Origin of the sequence: Enterococcus sp. 2STP, from assembly GCF_032465635.1 — a bacterium.
GTDB lineage: Bacteria > Bacillota > Bacilli > Lactobacillales > Enterococcaceae > Enterococcus_B > Enterococcus_B lactis.
Window position 1 is genome coordinate 109621 of the sequence record NZ_JAWDJH010000018.1, and the last position, 23198, is coordinate 132818.

23 protein-coding genes are annotated in these 23198 nt (G+C 37.5%); 16 read left to right on the forward strand and 7 right to left on the reverse strand.

Annotation, left to right across the window (positions count from 1 at the left end; genetic code table 11):
- Positions 1–10 precede the first annotated feature (10 nt).
- The 10 genes from RWU19_RS07220 to RWU19_RS07265 all read left to right on the forward strand — a co-directional run bounded on the left by RWU19_RS07220 (position 11) and on the right by RWU19_RS07265 (position 10754).
- Positions 11–529 carry a hypothetical protein gene (locus RWU19_RS07220; protein ID WP_002290764.1) on the forward strand — a complete coding sequence of 173 codons (519 nt, stop codon included), beginning with the start codon at positions 11–13 and terminating at the stop codon, positions 527–529.
- Positions 510–902: a DUF4430 domain-containing protein gene (locus RWU19_RS07225; RefSeq protein WP_002329215.1), complete on the forward strand. Its 393-nt coding sequence runs from the start codon at positions 510–512 to the stop codon at positions 900–902. The genes RWU19_RS07220 and RWU19_RS07225 overlap by 20 nt, the downstream gene beginning before the upstream one ends.
- A 74-nt stretch (positions 903–976) precedes the next feature.
- Positions 977–1912: a cation diffusion facilitator family transporter gene (locus RWU19_RS07230; protein ID WP_002290766.1), complete on the forward strand. Its 936-nt coding sequence runs from the start codon at positions 977–979 to the stop codon at positions 1910–1912.
- A 132-nt stretch (positions 1913–2044) separates the two neighbouring features.
- Entirely contained in the window at positions 2045–2824 is a 780-nt protein-coding gene (locus RWU19_RS07235; protein ID WP_002306712.1) for an AzlC family ABC transporter permease, read from the forward strand.
- Positions 2817–3134 carry an AzlD domain-containing protein gene (locus RWU19_RS07240; RefSeq protein ID WP_002290769.1) on the forward strand — a complete coding sequence of 106 codons (318 nt, stop codon included), beginning with the start codon at positions 2817–2819 and terminating at the stop codon, positions 3132–3134. The genes RWU19_RS07235 and RWU19_RS07240 overlap by 8 nt, the downstream gene beginning before the upstream one ends.
- A 242-nt stretch (positions 3135–3376) precedes the next feature.
- Positions 3377–4987 (forward strand): polysaccharide biosynthesis protein, encoded by a 1611-nt coding sequence (locus RWU19_RS07245; protein WP_002329213.1) that lies wholly within the window; start codon positions 3377–3379, stop codon positions 4985–4987.
- 157 nt (positions 4988–5144) lie between these two features.
- The gene (locus tag RWU19_RS07250; RefSeq protein ID WP_002290771.1) at positions 5145–5993 is read left to right on the forward strand and encodes a DegV family protein; all 849 of its coding nucleotides are present in this window, start codon (positions 5145–5147) and stop codon (positions 5991–5993) included.
- A 233-nt stretch (positions 5994–6226) separates the two neighbouring features.
- On the forward strand, positions 6227–6706 hold the full coding sequence (locus RWU19_RS07255) for a DUF6530 family protein (RefSeq protein ID WP_002290778.1): 480 nt from the start codon (positions 6227–6229) through the stop codon (positions 6704–6706).
- 32 nt (positions 6707–6738) lie between these two features.
- A complete protein-coding gene (locus RWU19_RS07260; RefSeq protein ID WP_123837950.1) occupies positions 6739–8982 on the forward strand; it encodes an AAA family ATPase in 2244 nt (747 codons plus the stop codon).
- Between the two features lie 128 nt (positions 8983–9110).
- The gene (locus RWU19_RS07265) at positions 9111–10754 is read left to right on the forward strand and encodes a glycoside hydrolase family 13 protein (protein ID WP_123837951.1); all 1644 of its coding nucleotides are present in this window, start codon (positions 9111–9113) and stop codon (positions 10752–10754) included.
- Positions 10755–10817: 63 nt separating this feature from the next.
- On the opposite strand, the gene RWU19_RS07270 is transcribed toward RWU19_RS07265, so the two are convergent.
- From RWU19_RS07270 to RWU19_RS07290, 5 genes are all read right to left on the reverse strand, one after another.
- Positions 10818–11363, reverse strand: a complete 546-nt coding sequence (locus RWU19_RS07270; protein WP_002290783.1) for a TIGR01440 family protein — start codon at positions 11361–11363, stop codon at positions 10818–10820.
- Positions 11364–11384: 21 nt separating this feature from the next.
- The gene (locus RWU19_RS07275; RefSeq protein WP_002290784.1) at positions 11385–11870 is read right to left on the reverse strand and encodes an ECF transporter S component; all 486 of its coding nucleotides are present in this window, start codon (positions 11868–11870) and stop codon (positions 11385–11387) included.
- The gene (locus tag RWU19_RS07280) at positions 11860–12672 is read right to left on the reverse strand and encodes a hydroxymethylpyrimidine/phosphomethylpyrimidine kinase (RefSeq protein WP_123853084.1); all 813 of its coding nucleotides are present in this window, start codon (positions 12670–12672) and stop codon (positions 11860–11862) included. Before RWU19_RS07280 ends, RWU19_RS07275 begins: the two co-directional genes overlap by 11 nt.
- Positions 12673–12941: 269 nt before the next feature.
- A complete protein-coding gene (locus tag RWU19_RS07285) occupies positions 12942–14474 on the reverse strand; it encodes an AMP-binding protein (protein WP_185022582.1) in 1533 nt (510 codons plus the stop codon).
- Positions 14475–14577: 103 nt separating this feature from the next.
- Positions 14578–15609 (reverse strand): tyrosine-type recombinase/integrase, encoded by a 1032-nt coding sequence (locus tag RWU19_RS07290; protein ID WP_123837954.1) that lies wholly within the window; start codon positions 15607–15609, stop codon positions 14578–14580.
- Between the two features lie 211 nt (positions 15610–15820).
- On the opposite strand from RWU19_RS07290, the gene RWU19_RS07295 reads away from it, so the two are divergent.
- The 4 genes from RWU19_RS07295 (at position 15821) to RWU19_RS07310 (ending at position 19414) form a co-directional block, all read left to right on the forward strand.
- Positions 15821–16852: a GtrA family protein gene (locus RWU19_RS07295; RefSeq protein WP_123837955.1), complete on the forward strand. Its 1032-nt coding sequence runs from the start codon at positions 15821–15823 to the stop codon at positions 16850–16852.
- Between the two features lie 12 nt (positions 16853–16864).
- Entirely contained in the window at positions 16865–17791 is a 927-nt protein-coding gene (locus RWU19_RS07300) for a phosphodiester glycosidase family protein (protein ID WP_002292435.1), read from the forward strand.
- A 16-nt stretch (positions 17792–17807) separates the two neighbouring features.
- A complete protein-coding gene (locus tag RWU19_RS07305) occupies positions 17808–18185 on the forward strand; it encodes a hypothetical protein (protein ID WP_002292434.1) in 378 nt (125 codons plus the stop codon).
- A gap of 242 nt (positions 18186–18427) precedes the next feature.
- Positions 18428–19414 carry a DUF2382 domain-containing protein gene (locus tag RWU19_RS07310; protein ID WP_002292433.1) on the forward strand — a complete coding sequence of 329 codons (987 nt, stop codon included), beginning with the start codon at positions 18428–18430 and terminating at the stop codon, positions 19412–19414.
- Positions 19415–19613: 199 nt separating this feature from the next.
- Here the strand turns inward: RWU19_RS07310 and RWU19_RS07315 are convergent, their stop codons facing one another.
- Together RWU19_RS07315 and RWU19_RS07320 are read right to left on the reverse strand one after the other, a co-directional pair.
- Complete coding sequence (locus tag RWU19_RS07315) at positions 19614–20954, reverse strand: sensor histidine kinase (RefSeq protein ID WP_123837956.1); 1341 nt, start codon at positions 20952–20954, stop codon at positions 19614–19616.
- A gap of 4 nt (positions 20955–20958) precedes the next feature.
- Positions 20959–21633, reverse strand: a complete 675-nt coding sequence (locus tag RWU19_RS07320) for a response regulator transcription factor (protein ID WP_086286024.1) — start codon at positions 21631–21633, stop codon at positions 20959–20961.
- Positions 21634–21791: 158 nt separating this feature from the next.
- On the opposite strand from RWU19_RS07320, the gene RWU19_RS07325 reads away from it, so the two are divergent.
- Both RWU19_RS07325 and RWU19_RS07330 read left to right on the forward strand, forming a co-directional pair.
- Complete coding sequence (locus RWU19_RS07325; protein ID WP_002290387.1) at positions 21792–22526, forward strand: polyphosphate polymerase domain-containing protein; 735 nt, start codon at positions 21792–21794, stop codon at positions 22524–22526.
- Complete coding sequence (locus tag RWU19_RS07330) at positions 22516–23190, forward strand: DUF4956 domain-containing protein (RefSeq protein WP_002290388.1); 675 nt, start codon at positions 22516–22518, stop codon at positions 23188–23190. The genes RWU19_RS07325 and RWU19_RS07330 overlap by 11 nt, the downstream gene beginning before the upstream one ends.
- The last annotated feature ends 8 nt before the right edge of the window (positions 23191–23198 follow it).

Genomic DNA, 23198 nt, shown 5'->3' on the forward strand with positions numbered 1-23198 from the left:
TACATCAAGAATGTCCACAAATAAAATCGCCCAGCTTAGCTTATTGTCTGCTGCTTGTGTAGCAGGTAGGATCGCTTTTCAATTTATTCCGAATTTCCAGCCAATGACTGCTATTTTTTTGTTTATAGTTCTTTACTTAAGCTTGAAAGATGCGCTAATTGTCATGAGTCTTTCTATCGCAATCAGCAGTTTTTATTTTGGTGTGGGTCCATGGGTCTTCGGTCAGTGGCTCAGCTATACCGTCGTTCTGGCGTTGTTTTCAATTTTCTGCTCGAGAAGAACAATCCGAAGGAATCTCTGGTTAAAAGGAACCTGCTTTTTTCTAGCAGGTATAGTTTATGGAATAGGGATGACTGTTTTCGATACGCTGCTCTATCATTTACCTCAACCTTGGGTCTATTACCTTCAAGGGGTGTCGTTTGATCTGATGCACAGTATAGGTAATGTTGTGTTCTTCCTTGTTTTTCTGCCAGTCGTCAAACGTTTTTACAATCATTCAGGAGGAAAAAATGAAAAAAATAATTTATAGTCTGCTTGCAATGAGTGTCAGTGTACTCATGTTGACAAGTTGTAGTACAACCAACACACCATCGACTTCCAACCAAAAGGAGGAAGTAAAAACATCGCAAAAAGCAACGATCACGTTACAAGAAAATGGTCAAAACTTTTTGAAAAAAGAAGTGACTTTCAAAAAAGGAGAAACTTTGCTGACTATTTTGAAACAAAATTTTGAAGTCGAGGAAAATGATGGCTTCATCACTTCGCTTGAAGGGCATTCTCAGGATGAAAAGAATCAAACCTATTGGATGTTTACTGTGGATGGGAAAAGTGCTACTACTGGGGCAAAAGAGATCGAATTGAACAATGGACAATCGGTCATTTTCAATTTATCTAAATTATAAGTTTCATAAAAACTGTTAAAGGGCGGATATTGCTGCTCTTTAGTCAGTTCACTTGATGAAAGAAGGAAAAGAATATGGAAAATTTTAAAAAAAGCGGAATGTTTTCCGTAATTGCTGCTCTAGGAGCTAATATTCTAGTTGCTATCAGCAAATTTGTCGGCTATGCAATCAGTGGCAGTGCCGCCATGCTGAATGAAAGCATCCATAGTATCGTTGATTGTAGTAATCAGATTTTGCTGCTATTTGGCGATAAACAAGCTAATAAAGGTCAGAGCGACTTGCATCAATTTGGTGAAGGCCGAGCAAAATACTTTTTTAGTACGATCGTCGCAATGATGCTTTTCTTCGGTGGGGGAGCACTAGGGGTGATGGAAGCTTTTGAAAAATTGACGCATCCATCCCATGAAGTTGGTAATCCAATCATTGTCATTGCCATTTTGTTATTTGGTTTGGTAATCGAAGGAAGTTCTTTGCGTGTCGCAATGAAGGAAATCAAAGAATTGAATACTGAAAATCTTTCCACGATGCGCTTTTTGCGCGAAAGTCGACATAGTGAAATACTGATTATATTTACGGAAGACTTGTGTGCTGTAATCGGTTTGGTCTTGGCTTTAGCGGGAACAATCTTGACTTATGCAACCGGGATTGCTGCATTTGATGCTATCAGCGGATTACTGATCGGTTTCTTACTGATGGGAGCTGCGATTTTCCTAGCAAAAGAATTTTATAGTCTGATCATTGGTGAAAGTGTGACAGCAAGCGATTTATCAAAAATCAAGTTAGCCTTTGAACGACCTGAGATCAGTCGGCTAATTGATATCAAAACCGTTCATTTAAGTCCAACGGAAATTTTAGTCGCTGCAAAAGCAGATATTGTTGGAAACAAAGAAAATGAAACGTATTCGATCATCAATGATATTGAAAAAAATATGCGTCAGTCTCTTCCTGACAAGAAGATGTATATATACATTGAAACAGATAAATATGACCCAAATTATTCTCACAAATAAAACGTATGTTCATGAATTGAAGCAAAAATGAGAAAAATATAATCTTGTTTTTAAATAAAACGGCTACAATTTAGCGAATTTATGTTACAATGAGTCCGCTGTTTATTTGTTGTAATTAAAGGAGATATTTTAATGAACAAAAAGAAAAGTGCGCCATGGCTTCAAGCTTTGCATGCAGTGATGCCGCTTTGTATAAGCTATATACCAGTGGGATTAGCTTGCGGAGTATTGTTGCAAAAAGTTGGATTTGATCCTCTCTTATCAGGGCTGTTATCGATTCTGGTCTTTTCCGGCGGCGCGCAGTTTTTAGTTGCATCTATGCTTACGACGCAAGCATCATTTGCAACGACATTATTGATGGTTTTCTTTTTAGAATTACGCTATACATTATTAGGAGCAAGTCTTGCCGGTTTTATGAAAAAAGAAAAGCGGACGTTTTTAGCTGTCTTTTCTCAATCACTGAATGATGAAAACTATGCGGTGAACTACTTAAAGTTCTCAACTGACCCCTCTTGGAACAAAAGAAAGGCTTTATATGTCAATTGGTTCTCAATGGCTGCATGGGCCGGTAGCAACATGATCGGTAATTTTTTTGGCTCGGTGATTCGAGTAGATGCTGACCTTGTCCATTTTGCTTTGACTGCTATGTTCATATTTATGTTTGTCATGCAAATGAAAAACGCACTACTGATCTTTACAGGTTTGTTTTCAGGTGTATTAGGGGTGATCTTCATGGTATTATTCCAAAACACATTCGGCTTGATTGCAGCTACTGTTATTGCTTCATTTGCCGGATTTATGTTGGAGAAGGCATTTAAAAAAGAAAAAGCCAAGAAACTAAGGGATCGCGGTAAAGATGTCAATGAACCGCTCTTCAACTTCCCGGAACAGGAGGCCAACCATCATGACTAAACTATATTTGCTGTTTTTAGTTGCTTGTCTGTTCATCGTTGCGTATATTCCGCGCTTGTTCCCGATGCTTTATTTTACTCATCGAAAAGTGCCGTCTTGGTTTAGTGACTGGATGAAGTATGTACCAGTAGCATTGTTTGCGGCGTTAGCTTTCAAAGATGTCTTCATTACTCATGAACATCTGGATATTGCTTGGAATATCAAAATAGCTGCAATGATTCTAGTAGCAGGTGTGGCTTACAAAACACGTTCGATGGCATTGTCAGTTTTGACAGGACTTGCGTCTGTCTTTTTACTGTCCATGCTTTAAACTGTTTTATTCCCTAAAAAACAGAGATTGCGACATAAGTTGTTCAAACTGATCTATCCAAATTGCATTTGCATCAGCCAATTGTGGATGCAAGTTCATTTGTTCGGATAAAAAGATTAGTGTTGACTTATGATGCAAGCTCTTTTTTGTTTTAAGAATTAAAGAGGGATTTGTCCTTCTATGTTTTTTTGCTATAATAGGGAAGATGTTTATTTTATGAAAGAATAGTTGAGGGAAATTAGATGAATAAAAAATTGATGCAAGGAACATTTTGGCTAACCTTTGCTAATCTTCTATGTAAAGTTTTAGGGGTAGTCTATTTGATTCCCTGGCTAAGTATGATGGGGAACAATCAAGATGGTATGCTTGCTACGACATTATACAATGTTGGCTATCTTCCATATGGATTGTTCCTGATGCTTGGTACAGTCGGATTTCCAAATGCGATTGCAAAAAAAGTAGCTGTAGCAACAAAAGAAGGAGATAACGCTGCTTGTCGGCTGATTTTTCGAAGCACGATCAATATCATGTTCGTCATCGGTATTGCCTCTGCTGCGTTGATGTATTTATTTGCTCCTTTACTAGCCGGAATCAGTCCAATCGCTAACGTTAACAACGGGATACTAGCTATCCGAAGTTTATGCCCATCTTTGGTTGCTATCCCGATTTTGAGTGCAATGAGAGGATACTTCCAAGGGAAAAACGATTTACGACCTTATGGAACTTCTTTGATTATTGAACAAGCTGTACGAGTGATCGTTATCTTGGCTGGTACTTATTACTTGCGCGTATTGACTGACGGAACCATATTAGAAGCTGTATTGATCAGTACAGTTGCTTCTTTCTTTGGTGGATTAGCTGCGATTATCCATATGTATATCGTCGGACGCAGAAAAGACTTCTTTGAACTTAAAGACTTTTTGATTTCCAGCCGTTACTTCGAAAGAGAAAACCGATCTGCCTCTGTCTCTATCATTCGGGAAACACTACCGTTCATTTTTGTCGGCTCCGTCATTACTATCGTTCAAATGATCGACCAAGTAACGATGAAACCACTGCTTCACTTTTTCCGTCCAGAGATTGCAGATCAGCAACTGGAATTCTTATTCAGTCGTGCTTCTGTTAATCCAAACAAACTGACATTGATCCTGATTTCCATGGTAGGAACAGTTGCTATAAGTAGTTTGCCAATACTAAGCACAATGAAGAAAAAAGATCGTTTACAAATCGAAAAGACAGTAGGAGACAGTTTTTCGATTGCGTTATTGATCCTTCTTCCTTCATTGACCGGGATGTCTTTATTAGCTGGTCCATTATACACATTGTTTTTTGGTTATGATCCTGAAAGTGTTGGTTATTTCCAAATGGCTTTGTTAGCTTCTTTGTTTTTCTCTTTATTCACGATTCTGTCTACGATGCTTCAATCTCTGAACCACCATCGTTTTGCGATTCGACTAACTGTAGAAGCAATTATCCTGAAAGTCATCTTCCAAGTAATCGGACTAGGTCTAGTTGGCGGATACGGGATGAGCTTATCAAATGGCTTGGCATTCGGCATCGTCTTTGTTCGTGGTTATCACTTTATGTGCAAAGAATACCGAATAGCACCTTTAGCAAAAATCAGCAGTTTTTTCTTAAAAACTTTCCGATCTACCTTGATTATGCTTGCGGTATGTTTTATCATTTTCTTTTTGCTGAATCAGCGATTGTCAATGGAATCAAAAAGTTATGCAATGGTTTATTGTGTGGCTTTAGGAAGTATTGGGGGTTTAGTATTTTTATTTTCTCAATTCGGAAAAAATGGGTTCCGAATGTTGAAAAATGTTAAACATCGTAGCGGAAGCAAAGAATAGGCTAACTAGTCGTCTTTTTGCTGTCACTAGAAAAACGGCAACTCGTATGATTACGCTTGTCGTTTTTCTATTTTCCAATTTTAGTTTCATATCTAATCTTACTTATGATATAGTTATGAGGTCTGGAAAAATTCTTTGAAACGAGGAAATTAAACACATGAAACTTGCAGTAGTTACAGATAGTTCGGCGTATCTGCCGGAACGTATCAAGAACCATCCCGACTTATTCGTGATTCCAATCCCTTTGATTATGGATGGGAAAATTTATAACGAAGGAATCGATATCGAAGCGGATGAATATTATGGACTTTTAAAAAACAGTAAAGATTTTCCTACTACTTCACAACCTGTCGTAGGGGAAGTTTTGGCTTTATATGAGGAATTGAAAGAGAAAGGGTATGACACGATTTTAAGTATCCATCTTTCTTCAGGTATTTCTGGTTTCGTCAACACCTTATTTGCGATGAAAGACGATATCAGTGGAGTAACGGTCATTCCTTATGACTCTAAGATCACTAGTATGCCGATGGGACATATGGTAGAAGCTGCCTTAGACTTAAATGATGAAGGTCAGCCCCTTGATGAGATACTTGCGCATGTCGATCGAATTCGAGATAATACTTACGCTTATCTAATTGTAGATGATTTGAACAATTTAGTACGGGGAGGGCGATTGACCAATGGCGCTGCACTGATTGGTAGCCTATTGAAAATCAAACCGATCCTGACATTTTCTGAAGGAAAAATTGTTTTATTCGAAAAAATCCGTTCAAGTAAAAAAGCATTTGCTCGGGCTGAAGAAATCATTGGCAAAAGAAATAACGAAATACAACCGCCAGTCAAACTTTACGTGATACATGCAAACAATTTAGAAGTAGCGATTGCGGAAAAAGAGAAATTGCAGAAAAAATATCCAAATGCAGAAATCGAAGTTGGTCATTTTGGACCAGTCATTGGTACACATTTAGGCGAAAAAGCCATCGGCATCGCCATTTCAGCGCAATAATTCCTTTTATTCAAAAAACATACCAAAAATATTCTACATCATCTTGCTCTTTATTCACGCGATAAATGAACGTGCAGAAGAGCAAGATGATGTTTTTATGTGTTTCTAACAAACAGGCTCTTTTTCTTTGCATTTCTCTCTTCAGTCATTTATAATGTCGCATATAGTTTAGTAAATTAGTAAACTACTGATTTACTAGTTTACTAAAAATAGAAAGACGAGGAGTTAAAATCATGGAAATACCTACAAATTTAAAACATAAACCAGTGCTCGTTGTAGAAGACTACGATAAAGTTGATGGAAGAAATGCATTGAATACGGACGCAAAAGGTCTTTCTTTGGGTCTCGCTCAATGGAATGACCGTGGAAAAGTCGACATATCAGGCAAAGTATGGCGACATACTGGAGAAAAATGGTCTCGACAATCAGAAGAATTACCAATTACACGTATTTTAGATTTAGCGATCTTAGCTGCACAAGGAAGTTTATACTTTCAAGATGCTTATCGTTATGAAAAATTCTATGATCCAGAAAATCCAGTTGTGGACATCATTGGTTTGCAGGGAAACCGGATGACAGTCGAGGTAGATACCAAAAATCCAAAGATCGATGAAGACATTATTTTGTATTACGATACACTACAAAAAGACGGAGAACTGATTGGGGAACGATTCCGTATTTTAAAACGTCTTTTAGATGAGTTAGGATATTAATAGACAGAGATGATCAAAAGGGGAAGAGAAGCATGGAGAATTTCTCACTAACAGAAAACCGGACCTTTTCACGGCTAGAAAAGCAAATGATCTGGAAGAAACCGAAAAGCCATCGGACAAGTGCAGAAGAGTGGCGGATCGCCTCTGAAATCAAAGAAAATTGGCAAGATCCTGAAATGAAAATCAGTAACGTTCTTTTAGAAGGAGACGCCGGATCGGGTAAGACACAGTTAGCAAAAGCACTATCTGCTGATTTGCAACTTCCCTATACAAAAGTGACATGTTTTGCAGATATGGATAAATCAGATGTGTTCGGCGCCTTATTACCTGTAGTAGATTCCGATAAAGAACAAGACCAAGAATTGCTGGAAGCTATTTACCAAACAGATACACTTGAAGCTGTACTGACACTGATCCAGAACCATTACGGCATTGATTCTTTTTCTGCCAAAGAAAAATTAGCAGAGTTAGTTCAAAGAATCGAAGCCGATTATCCAGATGCAATCCATTATAGTTATTATCCTTCTGAAATCGTTCGAGCGATCGAAAAAGGATATCTATTAGAGATCCAAGAGCCGACTGTCATCCGTGATGCTTCTGTTCTTGTGGCACTTAACTCAGCGCTCGAACCCAATGGGATGTTGAATTTGCCAACAGGAATCATTCGTCGCCATCCAGATTGTATTATTGTCATTACCACAAATCGAAACTATCAAGGAAATCGACCCTTAAATGAATCCTTAAGAGATCGGATGCAGCATGCGGAAAAAATGGATCTTCCTGCCTTAGAAGTCATGGCAGAACGTGCGATGGCGAAAACCCAGATTCAAAATCAAGAACTCCTTATGAAGATGGCAGAGATTATCCGTTTATTGGATGAAACTGCAAAAGCAAATGCCATCAAAGGTGTAGCAGGAATGCGTTCATATTTTTATTGGGCGAATACCTATAAGCAAGGACAAGATTTACTCCAGTCGATTTATCCAAAAGTTTTGTATAAATTATCCACTGATCCAGATGAATTGGCGATCCTTGAGCAAGCTTTGTCTGAGAGTGGATTGCTATTGGAACTTCAAGACATTTTGAGAAAAGAAAAATGGGGCTATCCTCAAATAGAACCTCAATCTGAGCATGCAAAAGGAAGAACTATCAGCGCCGAAGAAGCAAACGAACGAAACATCACTGAAGATGCTGAAGAAACTTTGCGCTTAGATGAAAAGAAACAACTGTCTGCTGAAGAACCAAATGAGGGAGCAGAGAGACTAGAGAAAACAACAGAAAAAAACGAGATGCCTCCTCAAATGCAAAAAGAACGCAAGAGCGATATCGAAGGGAAAAATCAGAAGGAACAACAACAAACAGAAGAGGATTCCCAAGAAATGTCTGCCTCTGACATGGAAAAACATGATAAGGAAATCAAGAAGCAATTAAATAAAGAAGCGCGGCAAATCATGAAGGAAACGATTCATGAAAAAGAAGGTCTCATCGTTCACCGACCAGCTTTCCAAGGAAAAACGCAAGAAGCACGTGAGCTACAAATGCAAGTCATGCCGATAGTAGAATCACTTAGCCGACAAATTTTAGAATTACTGGATAATGAACAAACAGAGACGTACCAAAAGGGAAAATATGAAGGACAGCGGTTTAACGCAAGTAGAGTAGCATATGGTGATTTGAGAAATTTTGACAAAAAGAACCCGCCACATGAGCAACCTTCCTTAGCGGTAGCTGTGCGGATCGATGAATCTGGATCAATGATACGGGATGATCGGATCGAAGCGGCAAAAAAAGCAGCGATCGCCATTGCCGAATTTGCTAAGAAAGTCGATATCCCCTTGTTGATTTACGGGGATACAGCAGACCGTTCAGCAAGAGAAAAGACTTCTTTGTTTTCTTATAAAGAATTTGAAGACGGGTTTCAATGGTTAAATGAAAAATTAGTCACTATGAAACCAAGACAAAATAATCGTGATGGAGCGGCACTTCGTTTAGCAGCGGAAAAATTAAACAGACAATCCGCCACAACCAAACTGTTGCTTAATATTAGTGACGGTCAGCCAAAGGCGTTGCCAGATTATACTGGCAAAAAAGCAAAAGAGGACATCCAGTCTGTTTTGAAAGAATACGAGCGTCAAGGCATATTATTTGTTTCCGCAGCTATTGGTCAAGACAAAGAAGAGATCAAGTTGATCTACGGTGAAAGCCGTTTTGTAGATATTACTGACCTAAATGAATTTCCCAAGCAAATGATTCAATTGATTGCCCGTTATCTATGATAAAATAAAGCTCAACGAACGCACTTAGCAGATTCGTTGAGCTTTTCGTTTCTAGTTACCGGTAACAAGGATACTTCTAAAATAGAATCGGTTATAATCAAGAGGGACCGTTAAAGGAGTGAAACGATATGATACAAGAACAAAAATGGTGGAAAGAAGCAGTAGGCTATCAAATCTATCCGGCCAGTTTCAAAGATAGCAACGGCGATGGACAAGGAGATATCAATGGGATCCGCGAAAAACTTGGATACTTGAAAGATCTTGGCATCGGATTTATCTGGATCAATCCAATCTATCAATCTCCATTTATCGATAATGGTTATGACGTAAGTGACTATCAAGACATAGAAAAGCGATTCGGAACGATGGAAGATTTTGATTTATTGCTGAAAGAAGCACATGAACTAGGAATCAAAGTCATTATGGATCTTGTCATCAACCACAGTTCGGATCAGCATCAATGGTTTGAAGAATCGAAGAAATCCAAAGAAAGTCCTTATCGAGATTATTACATTTGGGTCGATGGAGTAGATGGCAAAGAACCAAATAATTGGACATCGATTTTCGGCGGCTCTGCTTGGGAATATTCTCACGAAACTGGACAGTATTATCTGCATGTCTTTGCGAAAGAACAACCAGACTTAAATTGGGAAAGTGAGAAATTGAAAGAAGAACTATTCAATATGATTCGATGGTGGCTAGATAAAGGGATAGACGGATTTCGCTTAGATGCGATTTCTCATGTAAAAAAAGATGAATATTCAGTAAAAGCCACAGAGAACCCTTTTTCACCCTTTCAAAATGTCTCGGGAATCGAAGAACATTTGACTGATTTAAAACATGTTTTCGAAGAGTACGATATCATGACAGTCGGAGAAGCAAGCGGCGTCACTGCAGAAGAAGGGCCGGAATGGGTAGGAAAAGACGGTTATTTCGATATGATCTTTGAATTCGATCATATCCATATTTGGCAGCAAGAAAAAGAAGGGCAATTAGACGTCCTTAAGTTAAAACATGCATTAAGTGCTTGGCAAACTTCCCTAGATGGTATCGGATGGAACGCTTTATATATGGAAAACCATGATGTTCCTCGTGCCGTTTCTGTGTTCGGAGATACCCGTCCCGAATTTTGGGCTATGTCTGCAAAAGCAATCGCTATGATGTATTTCTTTTTGCAAGGAACGCCATTTATTTATCAAGGACAAGAAATCGGGATGACGAATATGCCTTTTGAATCGATCGATCAAGTTGATGCAGTGGATTCGAAAAGACTTTATGAAAGGCTTCTTGCGGAAGGTAAGACAAGAGAAGAAGCATTGGATATTATTCGTGAAACCACCAGAGACAATAGCAGAACACCCATGCAATGGACTTCAGAAGAATATGCTGGCTTTTCTACACAGGAGCCTTGGATGATCACTAATCCAAATACCAAAACGATCAATGTAGAACAACAAGAACATGAACCGGATTCGATCTTGCAATTCTATAAGAACATGATCCGCATTAGACAAATCAATAAAGGCCTGATATACGGTTCTTTTAAAGAATATCTTCATGAACATCCACAACTATATGTCTATGAAAGAGATTTAGAAGATGAACAGTATCTTATTATGGTAAACTTGACAGAATCATTTGCTGACTATGAACTCCCAAAAGAAGCAGATCAGTCATGGGCATTACTCTTGTCAAATTCTTCTAACGGAAACTTTGAAAAAAAAGGAACACTAGCACCTTATGAAGCTTGTCTGTATAAAACAAACAATTAAAAAACTTCCTCGTTAAAGTTCAATAGTTGGACTTTCCGAGGAAGTTTTTCTGATTTACCCATCTTAATAATTTGCTCTAGGACCACCGATATATTTAGGACGAGAGCGAAGGGCTGTCACATGGGCTTGTCCCAAGGTTTTCAAACGAGGTCTGACAGGCACTTGGACATGTTTGATATGCATACCAATCGAAGTGTCACCGATATCGATGCCGGCTTGCCCAATTACATGCTCTACTTCGACAGGATCATTGAACTGCTCAAAAGCAGCAACAGAACAAGCACCTCCAGCATGTAATGCAGGAATAACAGAGACGATTTCGAATTTTTTTGCTTCTGCCACTGTTCGTTCTACCACCAATGCTCGATTCAGATGTTCGCAACCTTGGACAGCTAACGCAATTTCTTTAGGATCTAATAGCTCTTTTAACGTACGAATGATCCACTGACCAACTTCCGCACTGGAATTTTTTCCAATATGTCCACCGACGACTTCGCTTGTGCTGCACCCTAAAACAAAGAGATCTCCTTTTTTCAAGTGTGCCTCAGCCAATACGTCATTAACTATTTCAGTCAATTGAACTTTCAATTCTTTTTCTGACAACTTCATTCTCTAAAACCTTCTTTTCAATTAATATTGCTTCCGTGCTTGAATACGTTGAAGACTTGCAGTTATAGGAAAGGCAAGGCCCATACCGATAAGATTTTGAAAGATATTCCCTGGGATAGAAGCCACTCCAGCCGGCCAATCATACAAAATCCAACCGGCGATACCATAGCCGACGATCATAACTAAGCTTCCTAAAAAAAGACCAAATAGCCACATGCGAGTAGAAGATTTACTGAAAGATCCGGCAACATATCCTTGTAATCCGTGAATCACTAATGAAAAAATAGCCCATTGCGGATACCCTGAAATCAAATCGATTAATAGGCCACTGGAAGCACCGACAACTAATCCACCCATTGGACCATAAAGAAAAGAAGCAGTATAGATTCCAGCCTCACATAATGTCACAAAACCGTTCGTAGCCGGCACAGGGATCAAAATAGTTAATGAAAGTGCAACGGTCAACGCAATCAGCATCGCATAGATTGTTAGTTGTTTAGTTTTCATTTATCGTTCCTCCTTTTTGGATACCGCCAGACCAGACGCTTCCCGTATGATCATTCATCAGCACGCCATTGGAAATACAATGGGCAACAAATTTTTTACTTTCTGCTACGGCTTTTGAAACATCTAATCCTAATACAAGATTCGCTGTTATTGCAGAAGAAAAGGCACAACCGGCACCATTTACTGTTGGGGTGTCGACTTTTTTCTGAGAAAACACCTCATGATGGTCAACTGAATAGAGAAGATCCACAGCTTGTTCGCCAGCCATCCTTGTGCCACCTTTTATTACAATTTTCTTTGCTCCTGAAGCAGTGAGCTCTTTAGCGAGATGGATCATTTCTATCAACGAAGAGGGGAGAGCTTGACCAGAAAGTAAAGCAGCTTCTGCCAAATTAGGCGTAATCATCGTAACAAGTGGAAAAAGTTCTTCGATGAGCTGTGAAATATACAATTGATTGATCACAGATTCAGTTTCTTTGAATGCCAAAACAGGGTCTAAGATGATTGGGATATTTTGTTTTGCTTTTATGAAGTCTCGAACAACCATGATTGCTTCACTTGAATTTAATAACCCGATCTTGATTCCATCTAATGTAGTCATTTGATCAATTGAAGCCAACTGTCGTTCAAGCAATTCTGAAGGAATAGATTCCAAGATAAATCGCCCATTCGTATCTAGTACCCCTATAGATGTCAGGGCGCTTAGCCCGAATAGACCAAAATCTTCAAAAGTTTTTAAGTCTGTTTGGATTCCTCCGCCAGCAAATGGATCAGAACCACCAATCGTCAAGATTCTTTTCATAACATTTCCCTCCATGAATAAGAGTATAACGAAATTTTCAAAAAAGAAAAACAGCCAATTGGCATATTTTTATCTCATCCAATTTTCAAAAGAAGCGAAAAGGGAATGTAACAAAAATCGTGTCACATTCCCTTTTTCCAAATAAACGATGTTCAATTAGCTGGTCCTCGATATTAGCTCAACAAACGGCAAAATATGAGGAACCACTTTTGTTTGGCTGTTCTTATTACTTGATGCAGGACAGCTTTTTAACAACCACTTAAAAACGATTAGTTGTTTTGTGTTTTTAATTCTTTCTCGATTTGAAGCCGCTGAACTTTCATTGTAGCTGTTCGCGGGATTGCATCAAAGTCACGGATGATAGGGGCGTTCAAACGGGGAAGTTCATGGACTTGCTCCCACCAGCGATTCCAATCCATTTCTTTATCAGGAGCTAAAGCAATAATCGGCTGTGGAGAATGATTTTTATCCCTTACAATCACTACTTCTGCCAAAAAATCTAACGAATCTAATAAAAAGTCTTCAATAGCTAATGTACTGTTGATCGTTTCGATCAAATCCACTTGCCGATCTTTCAAAAATAGGTGACCACGCTCATCCATAAATCCGTAATCTCCGCTATCCCACCAATCGCCATAAACATTTTCCTGGAACCGTGCATCTTCCTTATAATAAGTCAAAGCCCGTCCTTTAGACAGTAATTGTATATGACCATCTGTATTTTCAGGAAGGACATTCCCAATTGAATCTGTGATCCGAGCGCTTGTCATGTCTTCCAGTCCAACGCCCATATCTCTTGCATCACTCGTTTTCAAACTTTCCAGTGTATGAGCCTTAAGAATCATTGGTCCACATTCACTTTGGCCATATACTTGAAGGAATACCGCATCTTGTGTTATTGATGTTCGCAAAAATGTTTCCATTGTCTGATTGTTTATGGCATCAAAAGTAGAGTGATAATAACGGATGCCAGAGAAAGCTTCTGGATGTTCTTTAGCAGTAAAACTCCACTGAACAAAGTTATTCGGATGAGTCTCTAATGCGATTGGTCGGTGGGTTTCCAACATACGAATAACTTTTGAACTTTGTGCGTCTGCTAAAGGCATCATAGGAAAACCCATGGACATCAAAGAAGAGATGCCAATATTGAATCTAGAATGTACGGGGGAAATGTGAAAAGCGATTAATTTCTTTTCTGAAATTTTCGCAAAAACAGTTTTTTGCCATTTCGTTCGCCAGCCCATAGAATGAGCGGAATGACAAATAAGCTTAGGGATACCAGTTGTACCAGAAGTATGGGTCATATAAGAAATTTCATTTTTAGCTAAAAATGATTGGGGAACAGGAAAAGTAGGTTGCTCCAGTAAATAAACAATAGGAATCTGTTTTGATTTAGTCCCGTTTGAAATTTCTTCCACTCGTTTTTTTGTCTCATCATCAAATAAAACGAAGGGGTCTTCTAAACGGTCGATAAATACTTCCATTGTCGCTGTTGGTAGATGATAAGAAGTCATGACAGGCACTGCACCAAGGTAAGACACAGAAACAGCGAGGAGGTATGTGTCAAAAGCGGAACTCTTATAGATAATGACCTTGTCTCCAGATTTCACACCAAGATGGGCCAATTGATAAGCTCGATCTAACACACTTTCAAAGCATTTTTTGTAAGTTGTTTCAAGTCCTAACTCAGGAAAAGCAGAAAGCGGCTGATCACAGATAATCGGGGTCTCGGAAAAGCCAGCTGCAGCTTCTTGAAAATTCGTAAATAAATTCAAAGGGGAATACGTTATGGTCTCCATCATTCACACTCCATTATCTTTTGTTAAGTAATATACAAACTCAAGATAATCGTAACATAAACCTTTATACAATAATATAGTTTATTGTGAAAAAAAGTTCAGGTTCCTATGTGATAGAAACCTGAACGAATGCCGCTAATTCGTGATAAGAAAAATCAACCATTTTTTCCCAGATTTCTTGAAAAGAGTGGGAAGATAGGTATCGATTACCGCATAAATAGTTTACCGCGTCAGCATCATCTAAATATAGTTCGGTATAATAGCGATAGGTTTTTCGGCATAATTCTGGTGATACATTCTTATACACTGTGATTTTGCTCAAAATTTGGCGAATAGTCCGAGGAGAAATTTGTTGATCATGCGAGGAACGAAAAACAAAAGAATTTTCGTCCGTATTTTTTGCTGTTAACTTAAAATAGTTCTCCAGAAACGGCATCGCTTCTTTTGGTATTGGTACTTTACTCAATCTGTTTTCTTTTCTATTCAGATTAAGAACCTGCTTGGTCAAAGATACATCTTTACGTTTAAGTTCTACTACTTCATGGATCTTTAATCCGCAATACAGAAGAATGGCAGTAATCGCAAGGTTCCTCGGTCTATTCTTTTCTTCAAAGCTAGCTTCTCTGCTTGTTTGAAAGCCTTCAATCGGGATAAACAAATGCTCAAAATCTTTGAAAAGTTCTGCATCGATATATCGCGGAGCTGCTTTAGTTGTTTCCGGTAAACTTGTACCCAAAAGAGAGATCTCTTCTTCAATTAGTCCTTTTTGATATAAAAATCGTAAAAAATGATTTAATGAATATTGCTTCCTCGAAATCCCGTAATAGCTATTTTCAAACAATTGCTCCGTTTCTTGGTTCGCTGTAGTTTGGAACGAACGAGTATGTCGATAGATTTTAGCTAAGAAATTCTGATAATCTTGTTTTTCTAAACGGATAATCAGCTGATCATCCACTTCTTCAGAAAATACTTTTTTCAAATAATCAGTAAACAAATGGAAATCTTTTGCATATTCATAGCGACTACCTAATGATAAAGAAGAGCGATTTTCTTCTAAAAACTGTTGAAAGACGGAAGGGAGCAAATGTGTACGTTGTTTTAATTTTTCTTGCAGTTGTTTTCTAGTTTTGCTGTCCAATACAAATCCCTCCAGTTATTGTTCATTTCCTTTATTTTACCGCATTTCCTCAAATGACGATAGGGAATTTGTCTTGCTTTGATAACGAACATCCATGTAACTGTCTTTTAAAAGTCTTTACAAAATCAGAGGTGATTCTCTTAGTTTTTAAGAAGCCCTTAAGTTTCACTTGCAACAATAACTACAATTTCAAATAAAAGCAGGTGAGTATATGTCAGCTATTCTATTAATTCCAATCTACGAACCCACAGAAAACACTGTATTCTTCATTAATCAATTAGCACAATCTGTAAACGTACCGATTATCATTGTTGATGATGGAAGTGGGAAAACCTATCAAAAACTGTTTCAGCGAATGGAACATCCTAATATCACTAAAATCAGCTACTTTGACAACAAAGGCAAGGGATATGCATTAAAATTCGGCTTTTCAGTTATACTTGATTCCTATCCAGACATTACTGGCGTTGTCACAGCAGACAGTGATGGTCAGCATGAAATCGAAGACATCCAAAAAATGCTAGTGGCAGTAGATCGATTAGATGGTCAGGAATTCCTTTTGGGTGTAAGAGATTTTTCGTATGAAAACACACCCTTTCGAAGCTATTTCGGGAATCGAATGACGAGCGGTTTTTATTATCTTTCCTCAGGTATCCACTTACAGGATACACAAACAGGACTGAGGGGATTTTCTATCTTTAGTTTATCTGAACTGCTCAAAATCGAAGGAAATCGGTTTGAATATGAAATCAATCAACTGCTAGTTTTACCAAAGATCGGCTATCGAATGACTACGATCCCTATCAAAACAATATATAGCGATGGAAATAAAGGTTCCCATTTTCGAATATTCCAAGATTCCTATCTTGTTTATCGTCCGTTCATTCGTTTCTTTTTTTCCTCGATTTCCTCTTCATTGGTGGATATTGGACTATTCTATTCCATTATATTTTTTATTGGAAATCATACAATGGCTTCTTTGTTGATTGCTACCGTACTTTCTAGAGTACTATCAGGAATTTTCAATTATCAAATGAATCGACATTATGTGTTCAGAAAACAAAGAGCCCGTACTGCTTTTTATAAATACAGCTTGCTGTTTCTCCTTCAACTGATTTTAAGTTGGCTAGGTGTGTCGATCCTTTCGGTTATTATTCAGTCGCTTTTGCTTTGTAAGGCCGTTGTGGATATTTTATTGTTTTTTGTCAGTTTTTCGATTCAAAGACGCATAGTCTTTTGTTAGGAGGAAATCTTTATGAAACATTTTTTACGAAAAAAATATATGTGGGCATGTTTATCGAGTGTTTTCTTGTTAGGAAGTTCAAGTTATATATTATTAAAAACATTTGTTTTGCCTCAGGAAATAGCAGCAGTAGAATCGGTATCCAATGAGACTTCCACTTCGACAACAGACACAAAAAATACGAGTAACTCAAGTTCTTTTGAACCAGTGATTACAGATAATAGCTACCAAGATGAAAATATCAATATCACATTATCTTCAGAACGTGTTGATGAAACCACAGTTTATGTTGCTGATATTACAGTAAGCGATTCTAGCTATTTAAAAACAGCTTTGGCAAACAATACGTATGGACGCAACATCAAAGAAACTACATCTGCGATCGCACAAGAACAACAAGCGATTTTAGCGATAAACGGAGATTATTATGGTTTTAGAGATACAGGATATGTACTTAGAAATGGCACACTATATCGTGATACACCTAGTGAAGATGAAACAAAAGAAGACTTAGTAATTGATAAAAATGGTGATTTCTCAATAATAAAAGAAGCAGAAACATCTGCTGAAAAGCTAGTAGAAGAAGATGTACAACAAGTTTTATCTTTTGGTCCTGCTTTAGTTGAAGATGGAGAAGTCACTGTTTCTGAAGATGAGGAAGTGTCGCAGTCGATGCAAAGTAATCCACGAACCGCAATTGCTCAAGTTGGAACAAACCATTATCTCGTTGTTGTTTCAGAAGGTCGAACAGATGATAGTCAAGGGTTGAGTCTCAGCGAACTAGCAACTGTATTGAAAAATCATGGAGCAAAAACCGCATATAATTTAGATGGTGGAGGGTCAACAACGCTTTATTTCAATGGAAAAGTCATTAATCAAACAGTCGGCGGAAGTGGAAACTCTGAACGATCTGTCAGCGATATCGTTTTTATAGGTTAAGAAAAGGGGTATAATTATGAATAAGAAAAAAACGTTTTATAGTTATTTTATTAGTTCAGTCATTCTTTTCATCTTTCAATTGGTTTATCATCATTTTAGCCACGGGGTCACTTCACAAGCACTGAAATGGGTCTGGGTTATTCCAATGGTAGGAGGGGCATTCCTTTTTATTTTCGAAAAAATATTAAATACTTTTCGAAATCGCCTAGCTTTCAATTTATTCAATACGGGTTTGGCTAGCTATATCGTCGGAATGATTCTTAAAGGAATATTAGAAATAGCTGGAGCTTCATCACCTTACATAGGAATTTATCCTATGATAGGAACGATTATACTAGGAATCAGTCTATTTATCTATATAAGTAGCTTGCTTATTCAAGGATTGGATAAATAATACAATCGTAATAAATGGAAAATATAAGAAATTTTTTCAAAAAATTTCCTATAGGAATAAATGCACAAATGACTATTTTAGTGATATATATTTTGCTATTAGCATAGATATTCCAAAATTTCAATTAAAATGTTTTAATCTAATTCCAATCTAAATATTTGTAGAAATCAATCGTCTCCTATAGAATAAATTTATAAGTAAAAATATACCAATCATAAATCTATTTGCTAGGAGGAATTTACATGGAAGACAAAAATTTAACAGTCATCGGTAGCTACAGTACAAGGGATGAAGCATTATCAGTAATCGAACGGTTGCGTAACGAAGGGTATGATCGAGATGATATCGTTATTTATACTACTGATGAAGCAGCAACTAGACTGGGATTCGACGGATTATCCGGTATAGATGTTGAAACAGATGAGAATCGGATGGATGGCGAAGAAGATCGTTCTTTATGGGAAAGAATAAAAGACACTTTTTCTTTTGATACCTATGATTCTGAGACGGCTACGCCAGAAAATGATCCTTTATATCAGTATAGAGGAGATATTTCTGCTGGAAAATTTGTCATCACAGTAAAAGGCTATCGTCAGCCAGAAACAACAGAAGACACAATGGATACACAAGATACTGTTAGCCCAGCAAGCACAATGGGAACAGGACTAGGGACTGGGACTGGCACTGATCCAATGGACGTAGATGGCACGACAGGCTTTCAAAATACAACAGATCCACTGAATATGACACCAGGAACTGATCCGATGGACGTACCTGGCGAAGCTGATTCTATGGGTACAAAAGAGACGGAAGACATCGATCGCAAACCAAATCTAGATGATGATACGATTCAACTAAAAGAAGAAAAATTAGATGTAAATACACATGATGTTACCACTGGAGAAGTCGACATCCACAAACATGTGGTCAACGATACTGAAACGGTAGAAGTACCGGTCAAACGTGAAGAAATCGTCATCGAGCGCAAACCAGTAACAGATCCATCTTCACAGGGTACAGACGAAAACTTGGAAGATGACACGATCACTATCCCAATCAAAGAAGAGCAAGTAGATGTTAGCAAACATACAGTTGTTCGTGAAGAAGTGGGAATTCATAAAGAAGAACATGAAGACGTTGAAAAAGTGACAGAAGATGTTAGCCGAGAAGAATTGGATATTGACACAAGCGGTGATGTACACATTGAAGACCGCAATAAAAAATCTTAAGCGTAAGCTAAAGAGGTTGTGACAGAAGTGGTCAGCTTCAAGAAATAAGAAGGAGTTTACGAAATTTGTTTCTCAAATTTTTGTGAAATTTCGGCTTATTTTCGAAGAAGCTACTTCTGGAACACCGTTTATTCGGAAAACAGGGTTGTGACAAGATTATTGTCACAGCCCTTTTCCTAGTATGTTTTAGAGTTAAGCATTATTTTTTAGGCTTCAACGGTAATTGGACTTTAAAATCAACTCCTTGTGGAAGATAATTGGATACAGAAATTTGTCCGTGGTGCTGTTCGATTATCTGTTTTGCAATCGCCAATCCAAGTCCGTAACCGCCAGTTTCCTTCGCACGAGATTGATCTTCCCGATAAAATCGATCAAAGATTCTTACTTGATCTTCTTCACTGATAGAAGGGCCAGTATTCTTTACGTGAATCAGCCATTCTTTATGGTTAACAGACGAATCTAAAATAATTTTATCTTTTGGATTCGTATATTTTAAGGCATTATCTAGCAAAATAACCAAAACTTGATGGATCTTTTTTTCGTCAATTGGTACTTCTGATGTTGCCTCGTTATGAAGGATAAACTCCTTTCCGTCTATGGTGGCCATCTCTTGAAATGGTTTAACAAGGTTTTCGATATATTCCTGTGTATTGATCATTTGTTTTGAAAGTAGCTGCTGATCAGAATCATTTCGGGCAATCGTCAGCAGATCTGAAGTCAATCCAGTGAGCCGTCTCGTCTCTGACAATGCTTGAGCAATACTTTCAGATTCCTCAATGATGGTATGATCAGGTTTGGTAAACAGATGTTCCAAACTATTTTGAATAATCGTTAACGGTGTACGTAATTCATGAGAAGCATTTTCGACAAATTCTTTTTGTCTTCTCCAAGAAAGAATGATAGGGCGCATGCTTAGACTAGACAAGTAATAACTAATGCCAATTGAGATAAGCCAGAAAACAACCATACACAAAATCATAATTGTGCGAAAAGTTGCTAATGAATTTTTGATTTGATTTGTATTTTCTAAAATTTGGATATAGGCAACACCAACTTGATTCGTCTCTGCTTTTTTCGTTATCGAGCGGAAGGAGAGGGTAGATGAGTCGTTTTCTTCATTTAATTCAATATTTTGGATGGTATTCAGATTTTTTGTATCCATTTTTAATTCTTTGATCTGATTGAAGCGTCCACCAATAGCTGCCTTATTCAATATCTCACCATTTTCAGACCACAAGATCACTTGAGTGTTAAATCGGTCATTTGATGGTTCCATCAATGGTTGTTCCATGTTTGTTCTGTTTTGTTCCATTTGATTCGGGTTCAAAAAGGGATCACCTTGCTGATACCTTTGTATCTCTAATTGTACTGTCCGAGAATCAAAATCTATTTTCTCTAATGAAAGATCCGTTTCTCTATACGCAGATTGGTTCAATATCTGTAAAGTAATAAACCCCAGAAGAAAAAAGATCAAAGCAAATGCAGCTACATTCGTTGCAAAAAAACGGCTGCGCTGCTTGCGTGTAATATCTCCATTCATTGCATCACACCCCTTGCAATATATAACCAACATTACGTAAAGTTTTGATTTCTTTATCTAGTCCAGTACTGCGTAGATGTTTCCGTAAATTGCTCATGTAAACTTCAACAACTGTAATCGTCGTATCAGAATCAAATCCCCAGATCCGATCAAATATCTGCTCTTTTGTCAAAATGATTCCTTTATTTTGTAAAAAATAAACGAGTAATTCAAACTCTTTTCCTTGTATGGGCAAAACTTGTTCTTTATACAATACTTCATTACTTTTTAGATCACAACTGATATCCTTATACTTCAGAATGTTTTCATCAAAGAGACCAAGCGATCGTTTCAATAATGCTTTCACGCGCATGATCAATTCTTCTCGATAGAACGGTTTTGTCAGATAATCATCTGCACCACGTTCAAATCCTTCAATCTTATCTTCCAAACTATCTTTTGCTGTCAAAATCAATACAGGAGTCTGTATTTTTTCTTTCCGTAACTTTGCTAGGACTTCATAACCATTCATTTCCGGCATCATCAAATCCAAGATTGCAAGGTCATAAACACCGCTTTCCAGCTCAAACAGTCCTTCACTACCGTTATAAACTTGTGTTATCTCACCAATTGTTGTGAGTATTTCTTTTATATTGTTTGATAATACTTTATCGTCTTCTACTACTAATAGTTTAATCATTTTCCCACCTCATTCATTTGGTCACTTTAGTTTAACATGGATAGCATAAAATTGGCTTAAATAATCAAAGAATCCACTTATCTATTAAATTAAGGAGAATTTAAGTTTGTTTACATAGACTCGTTGTTATAATCACCAAACAGTAAAGGGGAGAAAACATGAAACTAAAAAAAGTATTTCAAAGAAAAGAAAACAAATATTTATTGACCGAACAGCAATTTCCTCTTTTTTTCGAGCAACTTGAAAAAAAGATGGCAATAGACGAATACGGGCTTCATACAATCATGTCTCTGTATTATGATACGAAAGATTTTCAGTTTATTCAGCATTCGATGGATAAACCAATATACAAAGAAAAATTCAGAGTAAGAAGCTACGGAATCCCTAGCGAAGAGAGTACTATATTCTTGGAAATCAAAAAGAAAGTAAATGGGATTGTCTATAAAAGAAGGCTGCCTGTGGATTACTCAACATACGAATGTTGGTTGAAAAGTAAAGATTTTTATTTAAGAAACAACGTAGACAGTAATCAAATCAACGAAGAGATCTTTTGGTTGTTCAAGCAGCACCCAGATTTGACTCCACAAGTATTGATCTCTTATGACAGAATATCTTTGTTCACTGACGAAGAAGTAGAATTCCGAGTGACCTTTGATCAGAAAATTCGTTTTCGAGATACCTGTCTTGATTTAAAAAAAGGAAGTGGCGGACAGCTAGTTGCACCTGAACTTGGTGTGCTAATGGAAGTAAAGGCAATGGGGGCTTATCCTTTATGGTTTGTTGAACTGTTAAATAAATTTACAGTACGAAAAAGCAGTTTCTCAAAATATGCAGAAACGTACAAAAGACATCTATTTGTTCAACATAAGGAGGAAGAAATCCATGCTATCTAGTCTGTTTGAATCAGGAACAACCATTCAGTTTACCGATTTGCTTTTGTGTATCATTGTCTCATTAGTTTTAGGATTATTAGTTGCATTTATCCATATGCAGCGAAATGTTTATACTAAAAGCTTCGTCGTAACTTTAGCTGTTTTACCGGTGCTTGTTCAATCTGTCATTATGCTAGTTAATGGTAACCTTGGCACTGGTTTAGCAGTAGTAGGCGCCTTCAGCTTAATTCGTTTCCGCTCTGTTGCAGGTGGTTCTCGTGAAATTACCAGTATTTTTTGGTCAATGGGTATCGGGATCGCTACTGGAATGGGATACGTAGTTTATGTTGTGTTATTTTCTGTTATTGTAGCTTTATTTTTACTGTTTCTATATTTATCACCTTTTGGAAGCAGAGAAAAAATTGCCGAACGAGAATTAAAAATAACAATACCAGAGGATTTAGATTACCCAGAATTATTTACAGATATATTTGAAGAATATACTTATACCAATCATTTATCTTCTGTGAGAACAACAACAATGGGAAGTTTATATGAACTACGCTACGTTATTCTGATGAAAGACCAAGGAAAAGAAAAAGAATTGATTGATCGAGTTCGTGTTAGGAATGGAAATCTGCCTGTCGTATTAGGAAAAGTCGCTACAAATCGCGATGAATTGTAACATTGAAA

What these genes read in the sequence shown, in the direction of transcription:
- RWU19_RS07220 (WP_002290764.1), top strand. Translation starts at nt 11, where the DNA reads ATGTCCACAAATAAAATCGCCCAGCTTAGCTTATTGTCTGCTGCTTGT.
- RWU19_RS07225 (WP_002329215.1), top strand. Translation starts at nt 510, where the DNA reads ATGAAAAAAATAATTTATAGTCTGCTTGCAATGAGTGTCAGTGTACTC.
- RWU19_RS07230 (WP_002290766.1), top strand. Translation starts at nt 977, where the DNA reads ATGGAAAATTTTAAAAAAAGCGGAATGTTTTCCGTAATTGCTGCTCTA.
- RWU19_RS07235 (WP_002306712.1), top strand. Translation starts at nt 2,045, where the DNA reads ATGAACAAAAAGAAAAGTGCGCCATGGCTTCAAGCTTTGCATGCAGTG.
- RWU19_RS07240 (WP_002290769.1), top strand. Translation starts at nt 2,817, where the DNA reads ATGACTAAACTATATTTGCTGTTTTTAGTTGCTTGTCTGTTCATCGTT.
- RWU19_RS07245 (WP_002329213.1), top strand. Translation starts at nt 3,377, where the DNA reads ATGAATAAAAAATTGATGCAAGGAACATTTTGGCTAACCTTTGCTAAT.
- RWU19_RS07250 (WP_002290771.1), top strand. Translation starts at nt 5,145, where the DNA reads ATGAAACTTGCAGTAGTTACAGATAGTTCGGCGTATCTGCCGGAACGT.
- RWU19_RS07255 (WP_002290778.1), top strand. Translation starts at nt 6,227, where the DNA reads ATGGAAATACCTACAAATTTAAAACATAAACCAGTGCTCGTTGTAGAA.
- RWU19_RS07260 (WP_123837950.1), top strand. Translation starts at nt 6,739, where the DNA reads ATGGAGAATTTCTCACTAACAGAAAACCGGACCTTTTCACGGCTAGAA.
- RWU19_RS07265 (WP_123837951.1), top strand. Translation starts at nt 9,111, where the DNA reads ATGATACAAGAACAAAAATGGTGGAAAGAAGCAGTAGGCTATCAAATC.
- RWU19_RS07270 (WP_002290783.1), bottom strand. Translation starts at nt 11,363, where the DNA reads ATGAAGTTGTCAGAAAAAGAATTGAAAGTTCAATTGACTGAAATAGTT.
- RWU19_RS07275 (WP_002290784.1), bottom strand. Translation starts at nt 11,870, where the DNA reads ATGAAAACTAAACAACTAACAATCTATGCGATGCTGATTGCGTTGACC.
- RWU19_RS07280 (WP_123853084.1), bottom strand. Translation starts at nt 12,672, where the DNA reads ATGAAAAGAATCTTGACGATTGGTGGTTCTGATCCATTTGCTGGCGGA.
- RWU19_RS07285 (WP_185022582.1), bottom strand. Translation starts at nt 14,474, where the DNA reads ATGATGGAGACCATAACGTATTCCCCTTTGAATTTATTTACGAATTTT.
- RWU19_RS07295 (WP_123837955.1), top strand. Translation starts at nt 15,821, where the DNA reads ATGTCAGCTATTCTATTAATTCCAATCTACGAACCCACAGAAAACACT.
- RWU19_RS07300 (WP_002292435.1), top strand. Translation starts at nt 16,865, where the DNA reads ATGAAACATTTTTTACGAAAAAAATATATGTGGGCATGTTTATCGAGT.
- RWU19_RS07305 (WP_002292434.1), top strand. Translation starts at nt 17,808, where the DNA reads ATGAATAAGAAAAAAACGTTTTATAGTTATTTTATTAGTTCAGTCATT.
- RWU19_RS07310 (WP_002292433.1), top strand. Translation starts at nt 18,428, where the DNA reads ATGGAAGACAAAAATTTAACAGTCATCGGTAGCTACAGTACAAGGGAT.
- RWU19_RS07315 (WP_123837956.1), bottom strand. Translation starts at nt 20,954, where the DNA reads ATGAATGGAGATATTACACGCAAGCAGCGCAGCCGTTTTTTTGCAACG.
- RWU19_RS07320 (WP_086286024.1), bottom strand. Translation starts at nt 21,633, where the DNA reads ATGATTAAACTATTAGTAGTAGAAGACGATAAAGTATTATCAAACAAT.
- RWU19_RS07325 (WP_002290387.1), top strand. Translation starts at nt 21,792, where the DNA reads ATGAAACTAAAAAAAGTATTTCAAAGAAAAGAAAACAAATATTTATTG.
- RWU19_RS07330 (WP_002290388.1), top strand. Translation starts at nt 22,516, where the DNA reads ATGCTATCTAGTCTGTTTGAATCAGGAACAACCATTCAGTTTACCGAT.